The 18,296-nt window shown below is 47.4% G+C and carries 10 protein-coding genes and 2 pseudogenes; 3 read left to right on the top strand and 9 right to left on the bottom strand.

Features of this window, described 5'->3' with window-relative positions:
* Together G3578_RS10610 and G3578_RS10605 are read right to left on the bottom strand one after the other, a co-directional pair.
* Positions 1 to 3,931: DUF4073 domain-containing protein (locus G3578_RS10610; protein WP_165212420.1), on the bottom strand; the 3,931-nt coding region annotated here is incomplete at its 3' end.
* 133 nt (positions 3,932 to 4,064) lie between these two features.
* Positions 4,065 to 5,576, bottom strand: a complete 1,512-nt coding sequence (locus G3578_RS10605; RefSeq protein ID WP_165212418.1) for an alpha/beta hydrolase — start codon at positions 5,574 to 5,576, stop codon at positions 4,065 to 4,067.
* A gap of 302 nt (positions 5,577 to 5,878) precedes the next feature.
* Between G3578_RS10605 and G3578_RS10600 the strand changes: the two are divergent.
* Positions 5,879 to 6,221, top strand: a pseudogene (locus G3578_RS10600) (ATP-binding protein); the annotation flags it as partial.
* Positions 6,222 to 6,469: 248 nt separating this feature from the next.
* Here the strand turns inward: G3578_RS10600 and G3578_RS10595 are convergent.
* Genes G3578_RS10595 through G3578_RS10585 form a run of 3 tightly spaced genes read right to left on the bottom strand, consistent with a single transcriptional unit; the run spans position 6,470 to position 12,055 of the window.
* On the bottom strand, positions 6,470 to 10,192 hold the full coding sequence (locus G3578_RS10595) for a S8 family serine peptidase (protein WP_165212416.1): 3,723 nt from the start codon (positions 10,190 to 10,192) through the stop codon (positions 6,470 to 6,472).
* A gap of 3 nt (positions 10,193 to 10,195) precedes the next feature.
* Entirely contained in the window at positions 10,196 to 10,792 is a 597-nt protein-coding gene (locus tag G3578_RS10590; RefSeq protein ID WP_165212414.1) for a hypothetical protein, read from the bottom strand.
* A 39-nt stretch (positions 10,793 to 10,831) separates the two neighbouring features.
* Positions 10,832 to 12,055 (bottom strand): Ig-like domain-containing protein, encoded by a 1,224-nt coding sequence (locus tag G3578_RS10585; protein WP_165212412.1) that lies wholly within the window; start codon positions 12,053 to 12,055, stop codon positions 10,832 to 10,834.
* A 223-nt stretch (positions 12,056 to 12,278) separates the two neighbouring features.
* Between G3578_RS10585 and G3578_RS10580 the strand changes: the two genes are divergently transcribed.
* Both G3578_RS10580 and G3578_RS10575 read left to right on the top strand, forming a co-directional pair.
* Positions 12,279 to 12,557 (top strand): hypothetical protein, encoded by a 279-nt coding sequence (locus G3578_RS10580; protein WP_206529617.1) that lies wholly within the window; start codon positions 12,279 to 12,281, stop codon positions 12,555 to 12,557.
* Positions 12,554 to 13,000 (top strand): Ig-like domain-containing protein, encoded by a 447-nt coding sequence (locus G3578_RS10575; RefSeq protein WP_165212408.1) that lies wholly within the window; start codon positions 12,554 to 12,556, stop codon positions 12,998 to 13,000. The genes G3578_RS10580 and G3578_RS10575 overlap by 4 nt, the downstream gene beginning before the upstream one ends.
* Positions 13,001 to 13,043: 43 nt before the next feature.
* Here the strand turns inward: G3578_RS10575 and G3578_RS10570 are convergent, their stop codons facing one another.
* The 4 genes and pseudogenes from G3578_RS10570 to G3578_RS10555 form a co-directional block, all read right to left on the bottom strand.
* Positions 13,044 to 13,319: a hypothetical protein gene (locus G3578_RS10570; RefSeq protein ID WP_165212406.1), complete on the bottom strand. Its 276-nt coding sequence runs from the start codon at positions 13,317 to 13,319 to the stop codon at positions 13,044 to 13,046.
* A gap of 19 nt (positions 13,320 to 13,338) precedes the next feature.
* A pseudogene (locus tag G3578_RS10565) lies at positions 13,339 to 14,208 on the bottom strand (tyrosine-type recombinase/integrase).
* Positions 14,209 to 14,280: 72 nt separating this feature from the next.
* Positions 14,281 to 14,490, bottom strand: a complete 210-nt coding sequence (locus tag G3578_RS10560) for a hypothetical protein (protein WP_165212404.1) — start codon at positions 14,488 to 14,490, stop codon at positions 14,281 to 14,283.
* A 427-nt stretch (positions 14,491 to 14,917) separates the two neighbouring features.
* A complete protein-coding gene (locus tag G3578_RS10555; protein ID WP_165212402.1) occupies positions 14,918 to 18,256 on the bottom strand; it encodes a beta strand repeat-containing protein in 3,339 nt (1,112 codons plus the stop codon).
* Positions 18,257 to 18,296 lie beyond the last annotated feature (40 nt).

The raw sequence follows: 18,296 nt of genomic DNA, 5'->3' as shown, positions 1-18,296 counted from the left end.
CGAAGGTCGGTACGTTTTGCTCGTCGTATGCTACCCAGGTTTGTCCACCATCAGTGGAGTATTCCATGGTTGCATCTGCTCCAACCAGTACGTTGTTCTCGTCATCTGCCGTTACGTTCGGTGCGGCTGGTTGTTGAGCTGCTGGTGCGACAGTTACTGTAAAGGCATCTTGCACAGTGCCGCCTTTACCGTCATCGGCTGTTACCGTGATGGTTGCTGTACCTGCTGATACAGGAGAAATTACAATCTCGGTTCCATTCACAGCTACGGTTGCTACGTTTTCGTCATCCGATGTAACGCTCAGTGTCAGGGTGTCGCCGTCCGCATCAGCGAATACGCCGCTCGCATCTACGGTTACGTCACCGCCACCAACCGTCGCGTTCTGATCCGCGATCGGAGCTTCTACTGTTGGTACATTGTTTGCTGCTGCCAGCAGTTCACGAGCAGTCGCGATGTCTTGTACCAATGCGTCTTTGTCTTGTCCATCTGGCAGTGCGTTCACTTTCGCTTCTGCTGCTGCGATTTCAGTTTCGGTTACGCCTTGGGCCAATGCTGTTTTAGTTTCATCCGTGAACAGAGCCGCTACTGCTTGTCGAGCAGCTTCTAGAGCTACTTGTGCATCGAGCAGGTCTTGGGCAGCTTGGATATCAGCCAACAGACCAGCTTTCTCCGTTACGGAATCATTCAATGCATCTACTTTTGCTTTTGCCGCATTGATTGCTGCTTGATCCACGTTTGCTGCAAGCGCTGCTTTCGTGCTGTAGTCAGCGAACAGCGCCGCTACTGCTTGTTGAGCAGCTTCGAGAGCTACTTGTGCATCGAGCAGGTCTTGGGCAGTTTGGATATCAGCCAGCAGACTAGCTTTCTCCGTTACGGAATCATTCAATGCATCTACTTTTGCTTTTGCCGCATTGATTGCTGTTTGATCCACGTTTGCTGCAAGCGCTGCTTTCGTACTGTAGTCAACGAACAACGCCTCAACTGCTTGTTTTGCTGCTTGCAGTGCTTGCGAATCCAACAAGTCTTGGGCAGCTTGGACGTCAGCCAGCAGACTAGCTTTCTCCGCTACGGAATCATTCAATGCATCTACTTTTGCTTTTGCCGCATTGATTGCTGCTTGATCCACGTTTGCTGCAAGCGCTGCTTTCGTGCTGTAGTCAGCGAACAGCGCCGCTACTGCTTGTTGAGCAGCTTCGAGAGCTACTTGTGCATCGAGCAGGTCTTGGGCAGTTTGGATATCAGCCAGCAGACTAGCTTTCTCCGTTACGGAATCATTCAATGCATCTACTTTTGCTTTTGCCGCATTGATTGCTGCTTGATCCACGTTTGCTGCAAGCGCTGCTTTCGTGCTGTAGTCAGCGAACAGCGCCGTTACTGCTTGTTGTGCCTCTTGCAACGCTGCTGCATTATCTTCAACTTGCCTCTGAGCCGCCACCGCGTTGTCGAACGCCGTTTTTATATCAGCCGCACTCGCGTAACCACCCTGAGGCTTGTTGTTAAGTACAGCAGCTGCCACCGCGTCTTTGTTTGTCAGGCGCGCGTAGTCAGAGCCTGTACCGATCGCGAGGTTGAGCGTTGCCGCATAGGTTTCCAATGCTTGCTTGGTTGCCGCTGCGTTGGCTGCGTTGTTCACCGCTTGAATCGCCGATTGCAGATCCGCCGGTTGCTGTGGGGTAATTATAGGTACAAACGTTTGATTATCCGGAGTGGTAAATGTAATCCCATTCGTTTGTACACCTGGAGCTGATTCAACAATAGTATTACGATCCATACCTTGGACGTTAGTGACATTGCTGTTACCAATCACAAGTTTACTGAGAGCAACCCCACCCAAATTAATTGTAGCCCCGTGCGTATTTGGTTTCAGTACTACTGTCGAACCAGAAAAACTACCCGTTCCGTTTTGTACCAAGGCAATAGTTCCTGTATTAGAAGCTGGAGCAATTGTTAATGTTGGAATCGTTACAGTTCCTTCAGCCACAACTCGGGCTCCGTTCCCATCGGTAATCTCCAGCTCACCTGCTTGGACTCCGTTCAAATGTAAGCTGTTACTTGCAACGTCTTGGACAATAATTTTATGGCTGTTTCTAGCAGTTACATTTACAAGATTAACAGTCCCACCGTTTCTAATGGTTATATCTCCATCAACAGTAACGTTCTGTAGTGTGACCGTCGTTCCAGAACCTGCAATGACTACATTCCCATTAAAGGTACTTTGTCCACCATCATATGTGCCACTAGTGGTAATACTAGATTGGACCGGTAAAGTTGAAGGTGCCCCTCCCCCCGGAGGAATGACCACTACAGGATCAGCAAACACAATTCCAAATGTTCCGGACACCACATCATTAGAAGCTCCAACGACCTTGCTCTTCGCAATTTTTACACTTAAATTGTTTTTACTGTCAGAAGCCGAATGGTTAGCCGCTTTTCCTGTGAAAGAAATTGTGATTTGCGTATCGCTATTGCGAACCAAACTGATACCCAGACCAGCAGGAAGATTATTCACGGTGACATCAGAAGCGGAGATATCTGATGCGAATTTTCCATTGACCAGGGTTATCACCTGAGATCCAGTAATACTTCCATCATTAGCACTTGACTCGCTTAAGCTCAGAGTCCCTAAAGTAAGACTTGGTTCTACTGCCGCAGGTTTCACCGTTACTTGAAGAGATGCTGTTTTTCCGTCAATTGTAACCGTGATTGTAGCCTTCCCTGCTCCCACCGCAGTTACTTTACCTGACTGGTCTACTGTAGCAACTTTGTCGTTGCTCGACTTCCATTTTACATAGGAGCCTTGAACCGGTTTGCCGTTTTTATCTTTTGCAACGGCAACTAAACTTAGAGTTGAATCATTAGCTGAACCAATCGTCAATTCAGCGTCAGCTGCATGGTTTACGATCTGAACCGTTTCTACTTTGCTGTTGATTTTAGAGATTTTATAGGATTTCGCCTTTTTGGTAGATCCTTTATAAGTGACAGTTATGGTTACATATTGATCCCTGTTCGTTGGAGGGAATTCTTCAAAATGGATAATGGCAGTCTTTTTGTCCTGATCCCAAGCGAAATGAGTGACTTCTACCATCTGAGTTTTGTTGTTGATCTCTGCTGTAAAACTAAAATCATTTAATACAGGAGGAGTAGCAGGAGCCCCACTTAAAACAACCTTAATTTCCCCATTGGTCGCTGCCACAGTTTGCAATGTTGGGGGAGCAGGCAAAACCTTTACTTCGAAAGTAGCGGATATATTGTCGACCTTTGCTGTAATTATAGCCGTACCCGCTCCTACTGCTTTGACTCTACCCGTACTGTCGACTGTCGCAATTTTTTTGTTGCTGGATGTCCATGTTACCTTTTTGCCCGTTACAACGTCGCCTTCTCCATCTGTTAAAACAGCAACCAGGATAAGCGTTGCATCATCCTTCGAACCTACTGTTAACTCCGTATCCGGGGAATTATTGACGATCGTAATATCCTCTACGCTAGCTCCTTTTTCTGCAATCGTAAAAGAATCTGCAGATTTTTGGGAGCCATTGTACTTCACACTAATTTCGACAGTTTGTTCTTCTTTCGACGCTGCAATGGGTGTGAATGTAAAATAGGCGGTGTTGTTACTTTTGCTCCATACATAGTTGCTTACGGATAGCGATTGAGCGGATTTATTATTAACTTTCTTCGTAAATTTAAAATCTCTTGCCACAGGGTCTTTAGAAGGAGTGCCGGACAGTTTTACAATGATTGAACCATTCCGAGCTGTAATAGACTCTACTTGAACTGATTCTTGGCTGCTTACGTTAGAAACAGAATAAATACCGGTAGAATTCTTTAATGTAGATGTTGATGCCATTGCTTGTGATGTCATAGATAAAATAACGCTTGTTGAGAGTAATACAGTAATCACCTTTTTTACATTATTATTCCTTCTATACACCAATTCTTTCACTCCCTTTTACAAAATCTAATCTTCTTCCAAATACTTGTATATTAACAAACTCTTCATTACAGCATCATTACATAAGAACTAGGACTATAGTTATAAAAACGCACCTCTTATGGGGGTGCGTTTATCGTTTCACAAATTTATTTTTTTGGTAAAGAGTTAGTATCTGTTCATAAATGGTTTCATCATTCGTGTGAAATCGTAATCCTATATTTAAACATCGAATGGCATCATCATACCGGTTAATGTTCGTATAATGATTTGCCAGCGATTTCGTCATTTTAACGATTCTGTTTTCCATTTTTTCACGCCAATCCAAAAACCATTCTTCATAAAAGCCTGCTAGAATGGTTGTCGGCGCCTTCTGGATCACCTCCTCGAAGAGCGTGTACTTTTTGGTTTGATCCTGTTCCCTTTCCGCCCTTTCTATCTCTGCAAAATAATCGAAAAGATCACACGTGTAATCGGTATTTAGAGAGATGTATTCTCGGTCGACCATTATGATTGGATTGCTCTTTACTGAAGATTGACCAACTTTAAAAAGGTTTTTCAAATGATTAAGACAGACTCTGAGATTATTCCGCGCTTTTTCAATATGTAACTCCGGCCAAAATATGTCGTATAGGGTCTCGCGATGTACACGACCATGAAACAATAAATAGACAAATAGTTCTTTTGCTTTTCTTTGGTTCCAGCCGTGCAAAATCTCCTCTCCGTTTAACTTGACGCGAAACGTATTCATTAGTTGAACTTCCATTTGGTTGGCGGAAAATTTTTTATTCTTACTTTCTTCTATGATCTTACGGAAGTGGCTTTTCACTTGTAGTGTAGTTTCTTTGTCGATTTTATTATTACAAATATTCTTATGGGTTCGTGCATTGTCGATAAACTCTTGTAGCCAGGAAAGCACGATCTGTGGCTGATCCAGGTGTACCGCGTTTGATGCATTCGGTATAACCAAAAATCGCGTGTTAGAAATATAACTACATACCATTCCGATTACATATGGCGGATAAATGGGATCTAATTCTCCAGCTAGTACGAGCGTGGGGCATTTTATTTTTTCCAGGTCTGATGAATTTAAGGACTGCGCGATGAGATCAGTAAAGGCTGCATAGTCTGCTGCTTTGATTTTCGAGTACGCCTTAAGCAGGATTTCTTCTTTTTCTTGTGTATAGGGGTAGATGATATTAGGAATTAGATTTTTAGCCAAGCAAATGATAGACTCTTCATTTGCTATTTGACTCCGCTGCCTTTGCATTTGTTGTGCAACCGAAACAGGGTAGAACCATATCGTAGAAAGAAGTGTTAATGTTTTAAGTCGTTCAGGGTAGAGAATGGCAAATTGTGTCCCGATATTCCCTCCCATTCCATGACCTATTAAATGAAAATCACCTATATTTAGTTCTGAAATTAACTGGAATAAATCATCACATAACAATTCCCATGTGAGATTTTGAACCTTACGTTTACTATTTCCATGCCCTCTTACATCATAAACAAGAATGTGATAGTTTTCCTTCAGTAATGGTATGAATCCATACCAGGTAGTCTTATCAAGACCAAGCCCGTGTACCAGAACAATGGTGTCCGCTGATGGATTGTTACAACTGATGAAATCATAATCATTATTCATGGAAACTTACCACCCACTCAACTAATCAAAGAATACAAGAGGGTATATAAAAATAATAAACCGATTCCAAAAATTTTTCTAGGTTAAAAGACCTATATATTTAGTTTGGCTTGAATAAATTGAACTATAAATTGGTAATATTAGTGAGTCTAATCGCTCATTTCCAACCGTTACTCTGTCACTGATCGTCAAGCTTAAGATTTTCCAACCAAAGCTGAATTTCCGCAAGAACTGATACAGGAATAACATGAGATTCTTGTTGAAGAATGGGAAGTTTTTCATAATTCACGAGATGAGAAAAGGCCGACCAGAACCACACTATCAAGCAGAAAATAAGGATGTATACCAAGACTCGCTTATTGATTATCGATGAGATTGGCTATCGTAAGATGGACGAACCGACTGCCCACTTTTTCTTCCAGATCATCTCAGAGAGATACGAGATCGGCTCGATCATCTTGACGTTCAACAAGTCTGTCTTGGGGAGAGATTTTTGGGGATTCTGAATTGGCTACGGCGATCCTTGACCGTCTGCTCCATCATTCTACGACGATCAACATCAAGGGGGAGAGTTACCTCATATTTTCGATTGATTTTTTTGAAGAATTTTCTTTAGACCTTGACACGAAAAACCGGACAGGTTAAGTCCGGTTCTTCACGCACTCGTATTGGAATCTACTCTTATGAAGAGACTGCTTTCTTATGTTTTGCCCCCTGTACAATTACCCTGCGGATCTGCAACTGTTCCTTGCCGTGCTTGTTCTTTTTATACAGGGTAAATAACATCTGATTCTTTTTCTAGAATGCCTTACGATAAAACAACCTGGTATAGCAATCTTTTGCTATACCAGGCGATTAATAACCGTTACATGCCCTTAAGGGTCATTCCAGTTTTACAGATCCTTGATCAGATCTTCAGTGGACACCACGTCTCCATTCTTAAACTTGATGTCCTCCACTTTCCACTTGAACATCGTATTGTCATTCACAAAATAATCCTTCACGGTAAGGATGTCCTTTTCGTTTAACACTAGCAGCAAATCGTCGCCTTCCCTTTCCAAAACCAGATTCTCTCGATCCGCATTGCATTCAATGGTGTCATGGCCGCCCAAATCAGATATTTCGTCATGGCCGTACCCATATCCAAACAGATACGTATCGTTGTTAAATCCGCCGGAAAGCTTATCGTCTCCGGGACCTCCGTCAAACCAATCGCGTCCATCCATATCGTCACGCCCGTCATCCTCAGCGGCAAGGGACAGCTTCAAACCGCCGCTGCCGCCCGTACCGACGAGATGATCGTCTTTGACGCTGGGAACCATTTCTCCCGCCGCATAGTCATAGTAGTAGAAATTCGTGATTGAATGCTCTTTGAGCGTGATCGATTTCGTTCCAACGCTCTTCTGCCGTTTGGCGGATTGATAGGGATAATCGATAAACTTTTTGTCCAGATAAGGCAGGACAACGGTTTTGCCAACATGGTCAGAAAAGATGCTTCCGGTACTGACGGGATCGTCGGTGATCACGTAATTGGTTACCAACCGGTCAAACTTCCCGTCCTGCATATCTTCCCATTCGTCTTCCGTCATGTAATCCTCGTCTTCGAAATCCTTGTTGAACCCAGGCGCGTTAAAGGTCACGGCGCCTTCCAATTGGCTTGTCTTGATCTCATCCAGGGAGTCCTTTTTCCCGACAATGTCCAGCGCGATGCGTTCGGCAAGCCATCCCCCCAAAGAGTGGCCTGTCAGGACGATCTTTTTATTCGGGTTTTTCTTGAACGTTTGGGCCGTCAGTTCGGCGGCGGGGAAAATTTGCGGGCCAACTACGCCCTTGAACATATCCAAATCCATGCCCGCCAAATCTTGTAAATCATCCGTTCCACGAAAAGCGATGACAATTTCCCCGTCCTTTTCAAAGACAACGCCATAGAATCCTACTTCCGGTTCAGCCCGGTCGTCGATAACCCGCCATTTTTTCATATCTTCCATGACGCGCATATAATCTTTGCCAAAAACATCCTGTAAATCTTTCACCAACCCTGCCAATTCGCCTTTTTGCCAATTCTTTTGGGAAATGATGTCGCCGATGGTCGCCCCTTTCGGATAACGGTCGCTCCCTGCCTTGTACTTCTCAAATGAACTGTAGGAAAAATGAGCCAATCGCATCAATTCCAGCAGCGAGGCTTTTGTTTCGGTTCGCGAACCGCCAACCCGCGCTGCCTCCGTCACGATCAAAGGAATCCTGACTGTTTTTCCTTTGTAGGTGGCGGTAATTTCCGTTTTTCCCTCTTTTTTGGCAGTCACCAATCCCCGGGTGACGGTGCCAATCGATTTGTTTTTGATGGACCACTGGGCTTTATTCGTCACATCCGTGCTCTTGCCTTTTTCCTTCAGGGTGAGATGGATTTGCCGCTGCTCCTTGACGCCCAGCTCCACCTGTTCCACGTCTGCGGTGAGACCATCGCCGGACTGCAGCAGCGCCTTTACCATTTTCTCCGCATTCAACCGTCCCCACCCATACTTTTCATCGTAACCAGGGGAGCCCAGGTCGTCGCTGTTTTTCTCAAAGAGTTTGCCGATTTCCTCCCGCTTGATATCCGGTTTGATCGCATACATCAATCCGGCGACGGCAGCGACGTGCGGAGTCGCCATGGAAGTCCCGCTTGCGTAATAGGTGTTACCGTTCACCACCAGGCTCGGGATTCGTTCACCCGGCGCCACAATATCCAGGCCGGCCCCATAATTCGAGAAGGAGGCAAGCTCATCCTGATTGTTCGTCGCACCGACTGCAAACGCGTAGGAAGAGGAAGCCGGATACAGAATCGATCGGCTGGAATCGTTTCCTGCAGCCGCAACCACAAAAACATTGTGAGCGGCCGCATATTTCAGCGCATCTTCCAACACCGGATCTTTGTCGGTTGTACCGAGGCTGAGGTTGATGACATTGGCCCCTTTATCCACCGCATACCGAATGCCAAGGGCAATGTCTTTGCTGCTGCCGCTGCCATCCTCGTCCAGCGCCTTGACAGGCAAAATGCTGGCGGATGGATGAATCCCGCTTATCGAAAAGCCGTTGTTGGCGGCTGCCGCAATAATTCCGGACACATGGGTGCCGTGATCATTGTCGTCAAAGGCATCCTCATCATCGTTCACGAAGTCCTTGCCCAAATCGGAACGGACCACATCATCCAGATCGGCAAGCTTGTAGTTAACCCCGGTATCCACTACCGCAATCATGACCTTTTTCAAATTGCTTTTCGCCAGACTGTTGATCAGCCCTGGGTAGGAAATATCCGCTCCAGCTTTCCCATCGTCTTGCCCCGTATTTTCCAATGACCACTGGTAAGGGTAATAGATATCCTCCGATGCGATCCGATAGATTCTGTTGGGGACCGCGTACTCGACCTCTTCATTCTGTTGTAACTCTTCCAACACTTCATCCATTTTTTTACTGTCGCGCAGCTTGATCACATAGGTATGGTCGAGCGCGGTCTCTCCATCTTCACTTTGCGCTGGTTCAATTTCAGGAGAGGCGGTGACCCCGCTCGCTGCCAACAGCTCGTGCACGTGATGGAGCGACTTGGGGAATGCCTGCTGATCACGAGCGGCCACCTTGACCAGGATTTCATTGGGCTGAATCTCGGCAAGACCTTTGTTGACAAGTCCCGCTTCTTTCAACAGATCGTTTACCTTCTTCCCGGCAGCATGGGACAGATGGGCTTGATCCCACAACGCCTCGATCTGTTCCCCGAGATAATCCGGCACGTGCGCTTTCACCATTTCCTTCAAATGAAGGAGGGCATCCAACTCTTCCTCCGTCACGCGATAGGTGGACGAACGCCCCTCGGCCATTTTTTCCAGATTGCGGATGACATTCCGGAGCTTGGCCACATCCTCATAAGCAGACTCGCGCAGGCCTTCATCGAGAAGCATCGCCTTTACCAGATAGGGACTGGCTTGGTAATAGAGAGAAGTGATCTTTTGTCCCTTGGCGGTTTGAACCAGCAGTCCATCCCGGATGGAACGAAGGGCAGACAAGATCTCCCGGGCATTCGGTTTCCGGTCCACACTGGCTTCCGCGAAACAAACGCCCCCGTTCGGATAATCGATGGGCTCCACAACGGAAGTGTCAACGCTAAAGGAAAAGCTTTCTCCTGCAGGGCCGCTGATGCTGATGTAGGATGGCCCCTTCCAGGCAATGGGCACTTCCAATTCCGCCGGTGACCATGCATCGCTCTCGTCATAGTAGATGCTGTTATCTTCTTTGGCACTCTGCCAATCATCGTAGAAACGAATCTCTCCGCCCGATAATTCGGACAATGTAAACGTATAATGGGAGAATTTCAGATCATCTGCACGAGGCGTGATTTTGTACCAGAGTACGCCCGCTACCGGTATGTTCCCTGCAAGGACCGTTCCTTTTGAGATCTCCACCGCTTTTTCGGGGGTGTCGTTGATGTCATTCTCCGCATAGACCGGAATCGAAGGAACAAGCAGCATGCAGAGGGAAAGGAGGGCCAAGAATCCTTTTGTTTTCATCATCGAAACGGTACGTTTTGTCAAACTGCCAATCATGCTTACCTCCAACTTGCGTTTTGCTTTGTGGACGATCTTCATTTCTTACTGCATCTCCACACGATTGCCCTGATGGTTGATAAAGAAATCCAGGGGAGAGTATCCCCATACATGGCGATGGGCAAAGTGGTACATGACGAATTTCGTCAAAATAAAGCAGAGGGCCAGAAAGAGCACGACAAGAATCACGCTGAACAGAAAGGCTCTTCCCGTTGTGGCACGCCTTTTGAGCTCAAGCCCCAGCCAGAAAAAGAGGGTGGGGAGAAGCGTCATGACACCGACCGCCACATGGGCGGCCAACGTGTTTGGAGAACTTCCCGCCATGTCCAACATCGGGAGCAATGCGGCGTTGTAAAAGAAAAACTTCCCCCAGGCCAGCCCGGCGTCTCCCCCCACCTTCATCATCGCAGATCCCCACAGCAGGAGACCGATGACCGATACCCCCATGACCGAACGGAAATGATGAGCCGACTGATGCATTTGGATGAGCCGTCCGCCCGCCATGAGATACAAAAAGAGATTGATGGCAAACAGCAGGGTCATCGCCGGCCAGGCCCCGGCATGAAGCTCTCTCGATAAAATGAATGTGATGATTCCAATCACAAGGTGAATGACGACGGACGCCAGATTGTTAAGGATCACAGAGATCCCCTCACTTTATCTCCCGAAGTGGTGACAGCTCTAAAAGGTAACGGGAACTTCCTGCTTGTTGCCTTTCACATCCGTCACAACGAGTGTGCCGGTATTGATCGAAGATTGGGCTTCTCCCTGGACGGTCACCTTCCCATTCCCGATTTCCCCGGTGAATGTTTTGTCTCCCAATTTGAGCGCAACCGATTGAATCGCGGACGCGTCAACGAGCAGATCAGCCGTTACCTGAAATACACCTGATTCCGAGGTGGAGAGTTTCGACCCCTTCACATTTGTAACCAATTGGACGGAAGGTACCTTAGGTTCCACAACCTTGACGGTGATTTCCTTCGATTTCACCTTATCCACTGTCGCGTAGATCTTGGCAGTGCCCTTGGATACAGCCGTTACCAAACCATGCTCGTCGACGACAGCCACTTTTGGGTTGGAGGATTTCCACTGTACCGGTTTATCCGTGATGATATTCCCGTTCTTGTCATACAGGATGGCCTGCAGGAGCAGTGTCCCGTCTGTTTCCGAATGGAGCGTCAGCTCTGTATCCTCAGCCGTATTTTTGATCACGATGACGGAGACGGCACCGCTCTCTTCGACAATAACGGGTTTCGCTGTCTTTTTGGAACCAAGGTAATTGACGGAAATGATCAGTTTCTGCTTCTTTGAAGTGACGGCAACCGGTTCAAAAGTAAAGCTGGCTGTTTGGCTGGCATCGTTCCACGTAAACTCCCCCACCGTCAGGGGTTCCGGTTTTTTCGCATCGATTTTGATCTGGAAGGAGAAATCGCTCTTCTCCACGCCTACTTCCGGTTTCTTGTCCAGCGTCACCGTAATGGAACCGTTCGTTGCCGCAATCTCCTTTACTTTCGTCGGCCCTGCTACTCTGACCGCAACGGTTACTTTTTTGCTGTTGTAGGTACCCGTCAGTCTGGCCGTACCGACAGCCAGCGCCTTGATTTTTCCTTCTTCGACGATTGCCACATTCGCGTTGCTGCTGGTCCATGTCACTTGATCCGTCACTTCAGCGGAAGTCTTGTCGGAATAAATGGCCTGTACGGAAAGCGCATAGGTTCCGCGTATCGGAAGGGTAACAGATGTTTTGGGCACTTTCAGTCTGACCACGGTTTTGTCCGTGACGACTCCATCCGTACCTGTGATGGCCTCTGCCGCATTCGCGATCCCTGTACCAGAAAGGCTTAAGGCGAATAGAAACACGAAGAAAAGCAGCAGCTTACTGCCCTGATGAACAAAGCGACGCATGCATCAGCACCCCGCACAAAAAATTTTTTCTGTTTCAATCCGTAAAACATCGACCCGGGTGGCAGACACCCCAGCCCTATTTGGCAGACAATGGTTGTTGAACCTCCTTTCATTTACAAAATTCTACAAATTTCAAGGCTTTCCTTCCTTATTTGTATTACTTTTCATTCAATTTAAAATTAATATGGTAAAATTGTACCGCTAGCAAGATCTGAGGAGGTTTTTGGATGAAACGTATCGGACAAATGGTTCTGTGATGAGTCCGGATCGGCGGGGCGGATGGGCGGTAAAATATGCGAAAGACGGCTGGCCGGATGACGTCGTCCGGTTTGACGGCGCCACTTACACTGCCCTGCAGTTTGCGGACCATGCGGCGCAGCCGGAAAAAGTGCTGAAATCCCTACAGGTGGACGAACAGCAAAAAAAGGTGACGCTCAAAACGGGGGAATCTGCAAAATTCCGGCTGTGGGCTGTCTACGCTGACAACAGCAGGAAGACATGACCCCAAAAGCGGCGTGGACAAGCAGCAATCCAAAGGTTGCTGCCGTAGAGAAGGGACTGGTCACCGCTGTCAAGGAAGGCAGCGTAGCCATCCGGGCTACCTATGCGAAGAAAACGGTGAGCATCCCGGTACGCGCAGAAAAAGGAACGAGCGGACAGCCGGTTCCGGCTCCGACCGGTACAACCTATCCCTTCCAGGACGGAATCGACAGTTCTGTGCCTGCCTTTATCGATCTGCTCGGCGGAGAGCTGGTCTTTGAAGGGAAACGATTTACCTTCACCCTTCACCTGCGAGACATGCCCGAATCGCCCGCAGTCTCGGGACTCCTTTGGAGCAACTGTTTCATTCCGTTGATCCGCTTGATCCACGGTCTGAACTCGGCCAAATCGTGGACATGCTTTCTGAACGCCCCGTCACGGATCATGCGCTTGTTTTGTCGCTGATGAAAACCGTCTTTGCCTGGGAAGACGCAAAGCAGAAGTGAGCTCACGAATCGCTCGCCTCCGCTTCATTTTTGTCGTCTGGAAACTGGCAGGCCAGAACGGTTTTTTCCCACCTTATTGCGAACAGCTCGCGCCGCAGCCTTTCCTCTCGCTGCTGGATGCACTCGGAGATTTCCCGCGCCGTTTCGTGGCAAGCGTCCCCTCTGCGTCTATAGGCGAGCTCGTCCTTGAGGATCGACACGGCCATCTCGCACGTTTGGGCGATCAGCCGATCCTCCATCATGACCAACTCCTCGTACGCTTCCTGCACCGATTTCATTCCCTGATCTCTCTCCTTCCTACAGCAGGCTAACGGCCTTTTCTTTCTCTTCTTTGCTTGTGTTGATGTAATAGTGGGCGGTAGTCTGGATGTGGGCGTGTCCGGCCAGCTTGCTCACGGTGGTCAGCGGTACGCCCTTTTTGAGCAATCTGGTGCAGAACGTGTGCCGGAACTTGTGCGGGTACATCCTGAGCCCTAGCTGCCTTCCCTGTCCCTCCAGCATCGTGTTGACCGCGTCCTTGTGCAACTTGTCGGCCCTCTGGCTGACCAGCAGGTATGGGCTCTCGACGAATTTGCTTTTCTGCCGATCCGTCCGGACGTATTCTTTGATCAGGTCGATCAGGTCGGGACGGAGCGGGATCTCCCTGTACTTCCCGCCCTTCCCCGTCACCCTGAGCGTGCTGGTCAGGTAGTCGATGTTGCTTAGTTGGATGCCGCACAGCTCGCTCACCCGGACGCCAGTGTAGAGCAGTAGATGGACGATGAGCTGATTGCGGATGTTCACCCTGCTCCTGTCCTGGACGAAGAAAAGCAGCTGGCTCACCTCCTGCTCCGTGAACACCTCCACCTCCCCCTCGCTGCCCGCCGCCACCTTGATCCGATCCCTCTTCAGCGTCACGACCAGATCGGTCGCCAGTTTCTGTTCGATCAGGAACAGGTTGAACGCCTGAAGCGAATTGATCTTCTTGTTGATCGTCGCCACCTAGTACTTGGCATCGATCAGGTGGTTCTTATAGCTGGCTACGTAGAACCGCTTCAGATCCGCCGGATCGTCCACTCCCATTCCGGCCAGGTACTCGGCGAAGCCTTTCACGTCGCCGACGTAGGATTCGATCGTTTTCGGCGCGATCCCGTTCTCGACCCGGTACTGTTCGAACTGGCTGATCACGTCATCTTCTGAACACCTCCCGAAATGACAAAAAGCCCGAAGGCTTCGAGTTTGCCTTCGGGAATCTCCTGTTCACTCGCTTCTTGATCCTGCGAAATTGCGGAACGTACGCCACATCTCGCTCTCGTCCGTTCCCCACGCCTGTCTCACGTCGTCCGGGTCGAGGATGCGGAAATGTCCGGTGAACATGTTTTGCTGCAGCTTCCATCCGTTTCTCCTGTCCAGGGTGTCCCAAAACACTTTGCCTCCCGCTGTTTTGATCGGCAAATTCGGATACAACATTTTTCATCGCTCCTTATATTTGTTTCGATGCTCTAAAACACAAAAAGCCCTGCACCCTAATAGTGGATGCAGGGGTCAGTAGTTACGGCCTCCTTTCTTTTTGCGGTCTACATATATAATAAATGTCTGAAAACTCTGCAAAAACGATTTTTCTGAGGAAGGAGGTTTCGGTGATTACTGTGAAACTCGCTGCAGTTTTTATAGTTTACAGCGAGTGATTGAGAGGACGAAAGCGGTACTCCGATTGACTTGCATGAAGTTTTGGTTTCAATCTAACGGCTCTTAAAGTTTTTCAGTGATTGTTAGTAGGATTTTTCAGTGAGTCAGAACGAAAAAGAAAGAGCCTACCTCTTCCGAGGTAGACCCTTTCGACATTTTTCGGGTGGTGACAGGCCCCAAACCTATCAGGCACAATCTCACCGAACTATTAAGGCAAGTCAACTACAACTGCGTTGTTAGTTGGGTTACCAGCTACGTCAGTAATGTTAGCTGTTACATCAGCAGCAAAGTTAGTATTGTCAGTTGCATGGCTGTTAGTAACAGTCAACACTGTATTAGCAGCATTCCAAGAGTATCCGAGTGTACCTTGAGTAGTTGCAGCACTAATCGCAGTTTCTACGTTGGTCTTAGCAGTTGCAGAGAGTGCCTCAGAGAAAGTAATTGTGATGGTGCCTCCGTTTGCAGCGACTTGCGAAGTTGCTGCTGTTGCTGTTGGTGCTGTCAAGTCTGCTGTGAAAGCAGTTGAAGTTGCAGCAGATACGTTATCTGCACTGTCGATTGCATACACTACGTATTGTGTAGTATCGGTTACGCCAGTAGATGCAGCAGGTACAGAAATTGTTGTGTTTCCACCAGCTACAGTTACAGGCGCACTTGCAATTGCAGCAGCTTGGATTGCTGCTTTAGTAGCAGTGGTTCCAGCTGGTACAACATACAGGGTACCGAGTTTGTTACTTGTAGCTACTACGTTGAAGCCTGCTGCTTTTTCAGCGATGTTAACAAGAGCGTCACCACCAGCCGTGGATGCTGCTACAACGCTTGCTGTTGGTGCCATACCATCAACAGCAGTTACGGTTTGGCCAGCAAATGCGTTACCTGCAGTATCTCTGATAGTACCTACTGTTACGGAAGGAGTAGCACCCAGATCAGCGCTATCTTTCTCTTTAACAGTGATGAATACAGTAGTACCAGGTTGAGCATCACCCAAATCAGTATCACTTGTTACAGCACCGTTAGAGTCTGTTGTAACACCTAAAATATCGTAACCAGCTACAGCAAAGGAGCTAGCATTGACATATGCAGGGCTCATTGTCTCAGTGAATGTAACTTTGATATGGTCGATTTTGTTATCGCCATCTTGGTCTACAGTCACTACTGGGTTAGTGCTGGTCAGTTCTGGAGCAATTTTATCATCTGCTTTTACATCATTGATGTTTACTTTTGCCCCAAACTCGTTGCTTGCAGAGCCTGCAGCTGCTTGAGAAGTTGAACTGCTAGAGTTAGCTGTAGTACGTACTACTGGTTTATCGTTTGTTGTAGCAAAACCAGTTGTCATCGCATCTTGTGTAATCAATGTGATCGTAGTTTTACCACTGTTATTTGTTACGGAGATGCTTGCAGGTGTTTTGAAACCAGTAGAACCGGTACCATCAACGTCTACGGCAAAGTCAGTTGCAACTGGGTTAATGATGATTTCATCAAAGCTCAATTGAATTTGATTTTTGCCAATTGCTTCAATCTTAGACGGTGCTGGTGCAGTTGCAGCTTGAACTGTTACGGTTGTTTGGAACGCAGCAATCTTATTACCTGCAGCATCTTCTACACGCCCAACAGTGAACGTATTAGAAGCTGCCGGAGTAGTAGTTGTATTGGTAAAGTCAACAATGACAGACTTGAGATCTGCTGCAGCAGTGATTGTTGTGCCCGCCGGCAATGGAGAACCTTGGAACAAGTAGTTATCTTTGTTCTCAATGGATTCTTTCTTCATTGCTTCAGTGAAACCAATCTTAACTTTCTTAGTTCCTACCAGCAAAGCGTCATAAGAAGTACCGCCACCAGACAGCAGGTCAGCAATATTTGGTGGTACCAAGTCAGTCGCAGTGAACGACTTCGTTACAGTATCCAAGGTGTTACCTGCAATGGAACGATCTTTCACATTCTTAATTTCCAGTGTGTAAGCCCCACCGTTAAGTTGAGCGGTAGTAAGAACTACTACTTTGTTGCTAGCTGGGCTAGTTTGGAATGCAGCGCCAGTGACTTGTACAGTTGCACCAGTGCTGTCTCTCAGAGTATAGTTTGCAGGGTTTTCAGCACCGTTAGTTCCGCTACCTGCTTGAACATCTTCACTGAATGTTACTTTAACATGGTTAGCATCCACGAAGTCTACGCTGTTTACTACCGGTTTTGTAGTATCTGCAGTAGTGTCAACAGTGAAGGATGTCGGTTGGAAAATGTTACCGTAGTTGTCTTTGATTTTATTAGCATCAGTTGTTCCTGCAGCATAATCAATGTAGACTCTAGCGGTACCAGGAGGGAACGGAGCTGGGAATGTGATGGTGTATTCATCTCCTGAACCAGTTACAGATGCGGAACCACCAAGTACTTGGTTATATCCTTGGTAAGTGTGAGAGAATACTACGTTGTTTGTTCTTACACCGGATACGGTTTTGTTGAATTTAATTGTTACACTATTTTCAGTGTGAGATTTCACAGAAACAGTTGGTGCAGTAGTATCAGCAGTGTAAGTAAAGGTCTTCTCTGCCGGTACCACGGATGCTCCAGAGAAGTCTTTCAACAGGTTCGCAGAACCAGACTTGATCTTCAGGGTATGGGTACCTGCTGTCAGATCAGAGTAAGTTTTGATAACAAGTTTCTTATCAGCAGCTGTGTAAACTGCAGAAGTCGGATCCAAAGCAACTGCACCATTATCCAACACTAAAGAAGAAATAGTGTTTGCGGAGCTCACACTGTTATCCAGTGGCTCAGAGAACACCAACGTGAGTTCACGAGGACCAGTTGCTGTTACACTATCGAGTGTCGGGAATGCTGTGTCAGATGCTGCAAGATCCGTCTTCACATAATCTTCAGCCAAGCCTACTGCTTTGCTTACCGTAACTTTGTTTGCAGTAGAGAAGTTTACAAGTGCGGAACCGTTGTTAAGTGTGATAATAGCGGATTTCTTATCATCAGCAAGTTTAACGGAACCACCACCTGCTTGAGTCGCTACGTTAGTGGAAGTATTTCCTTCGAGACCAACGAAGTAATTTGCGATGTTGGAACCTTCAGTTTCGTCAACTGCTTTGTTGAATTCTACCTTAACCTGTTTCAGGTTAATAGCACTTACACTTTCAACTTTCAGCTCGCCAGCAGGAGTAGATGGCCACGGATCGTAAGCTGCACCAGCATTACCATCTGTGTCAGCAGTCAGGTAGGAATCCAGGAAGTCGCTATCTTGCAGCTCTTCTTGGATTGCTTGATCATAGCCTTCTTCCAGGATTTCTTCGATGGAAGCACCAACGACAGCATCGCCGTCTTCCGTTACGAAGACTACCTCATCCAGCTTATTTGCTGCATCCAGCTGCAGATACTCTTGTGCGAACTTGGCTTCACCAGTTGCGGTCAGATGAAGGAGAGCTTCCATCGGATAGAATTTCTTCACATCGCCGCCCAGATACACACCGGTTTGCGGTGCGGCGAATGCGGAAGTAGCCATGCTCGCAACAACTGCTGTGGAAAGTACAGAGAGTACTACCTTTTTGTTTTTCACGTACTACCCCTCCAAAAGATTGATAGGAATCTTTTTTCTT

The organism is Brevibacillus sp. SYP-B805 (assembly GCF_011059135.1).
Lineage (GTDB): Bacteria > Bacillota > Bacilli > Brevibacillales > Brevibacillaceae > Brevibacillus_F.
The sequence above is the reverse complement of the archived record's forward strand: the minus strand, read 5'-3'. Positions and strand labels throughout refer to the sequence as shown.

Bases quoted from the DNA above. Each gene is read 5' to 3' on its own strand.
- G3578_RS10605 (WP_165212418.1), bottom strand. From the start codon at position 5,576: ATGAATAATGATTATGATTTCATCAGTTGTAACAATCCATCAGCGGAC.
- G3578_RS10595 (WP_165212416.1), bottom strand. From the start codon at position 10,192: ATGAAGATCGTCCACAAAGCAAAACGCAAGTTGGAGGTAAGCATGATT.
- G3578_RS10585 (WP_165212412.1), bottom strand. From the start codon at position 12,055: ATGCGTCGCTTTGTTCATCAGGGCAGTAAGCTGCTGCTTTTCTTCGTG.
- G3578_RS10575 (WP_165212408.1), top strand. From the start codon at position 12,554: ATGACCCCAAAAGCGGCGTGGACAAGCAGCAATCCAAAGGTTGCTGCC.
- G3578_RS10570 (WP_165212406.1), bottom strand. From the start codon at position 13,319: ATGAAATCGGTGCAGGAAGCGTACGAGGAGTTGGTCATGATGGAGGAT.
- G3578_RS10560 (WP_165212404.1), bottom strand. From the start codon at position 14,490: ATGTTGTATCCGAATTTGCCGATCAAAACAGCGGGAGGCAAAGTGTTT.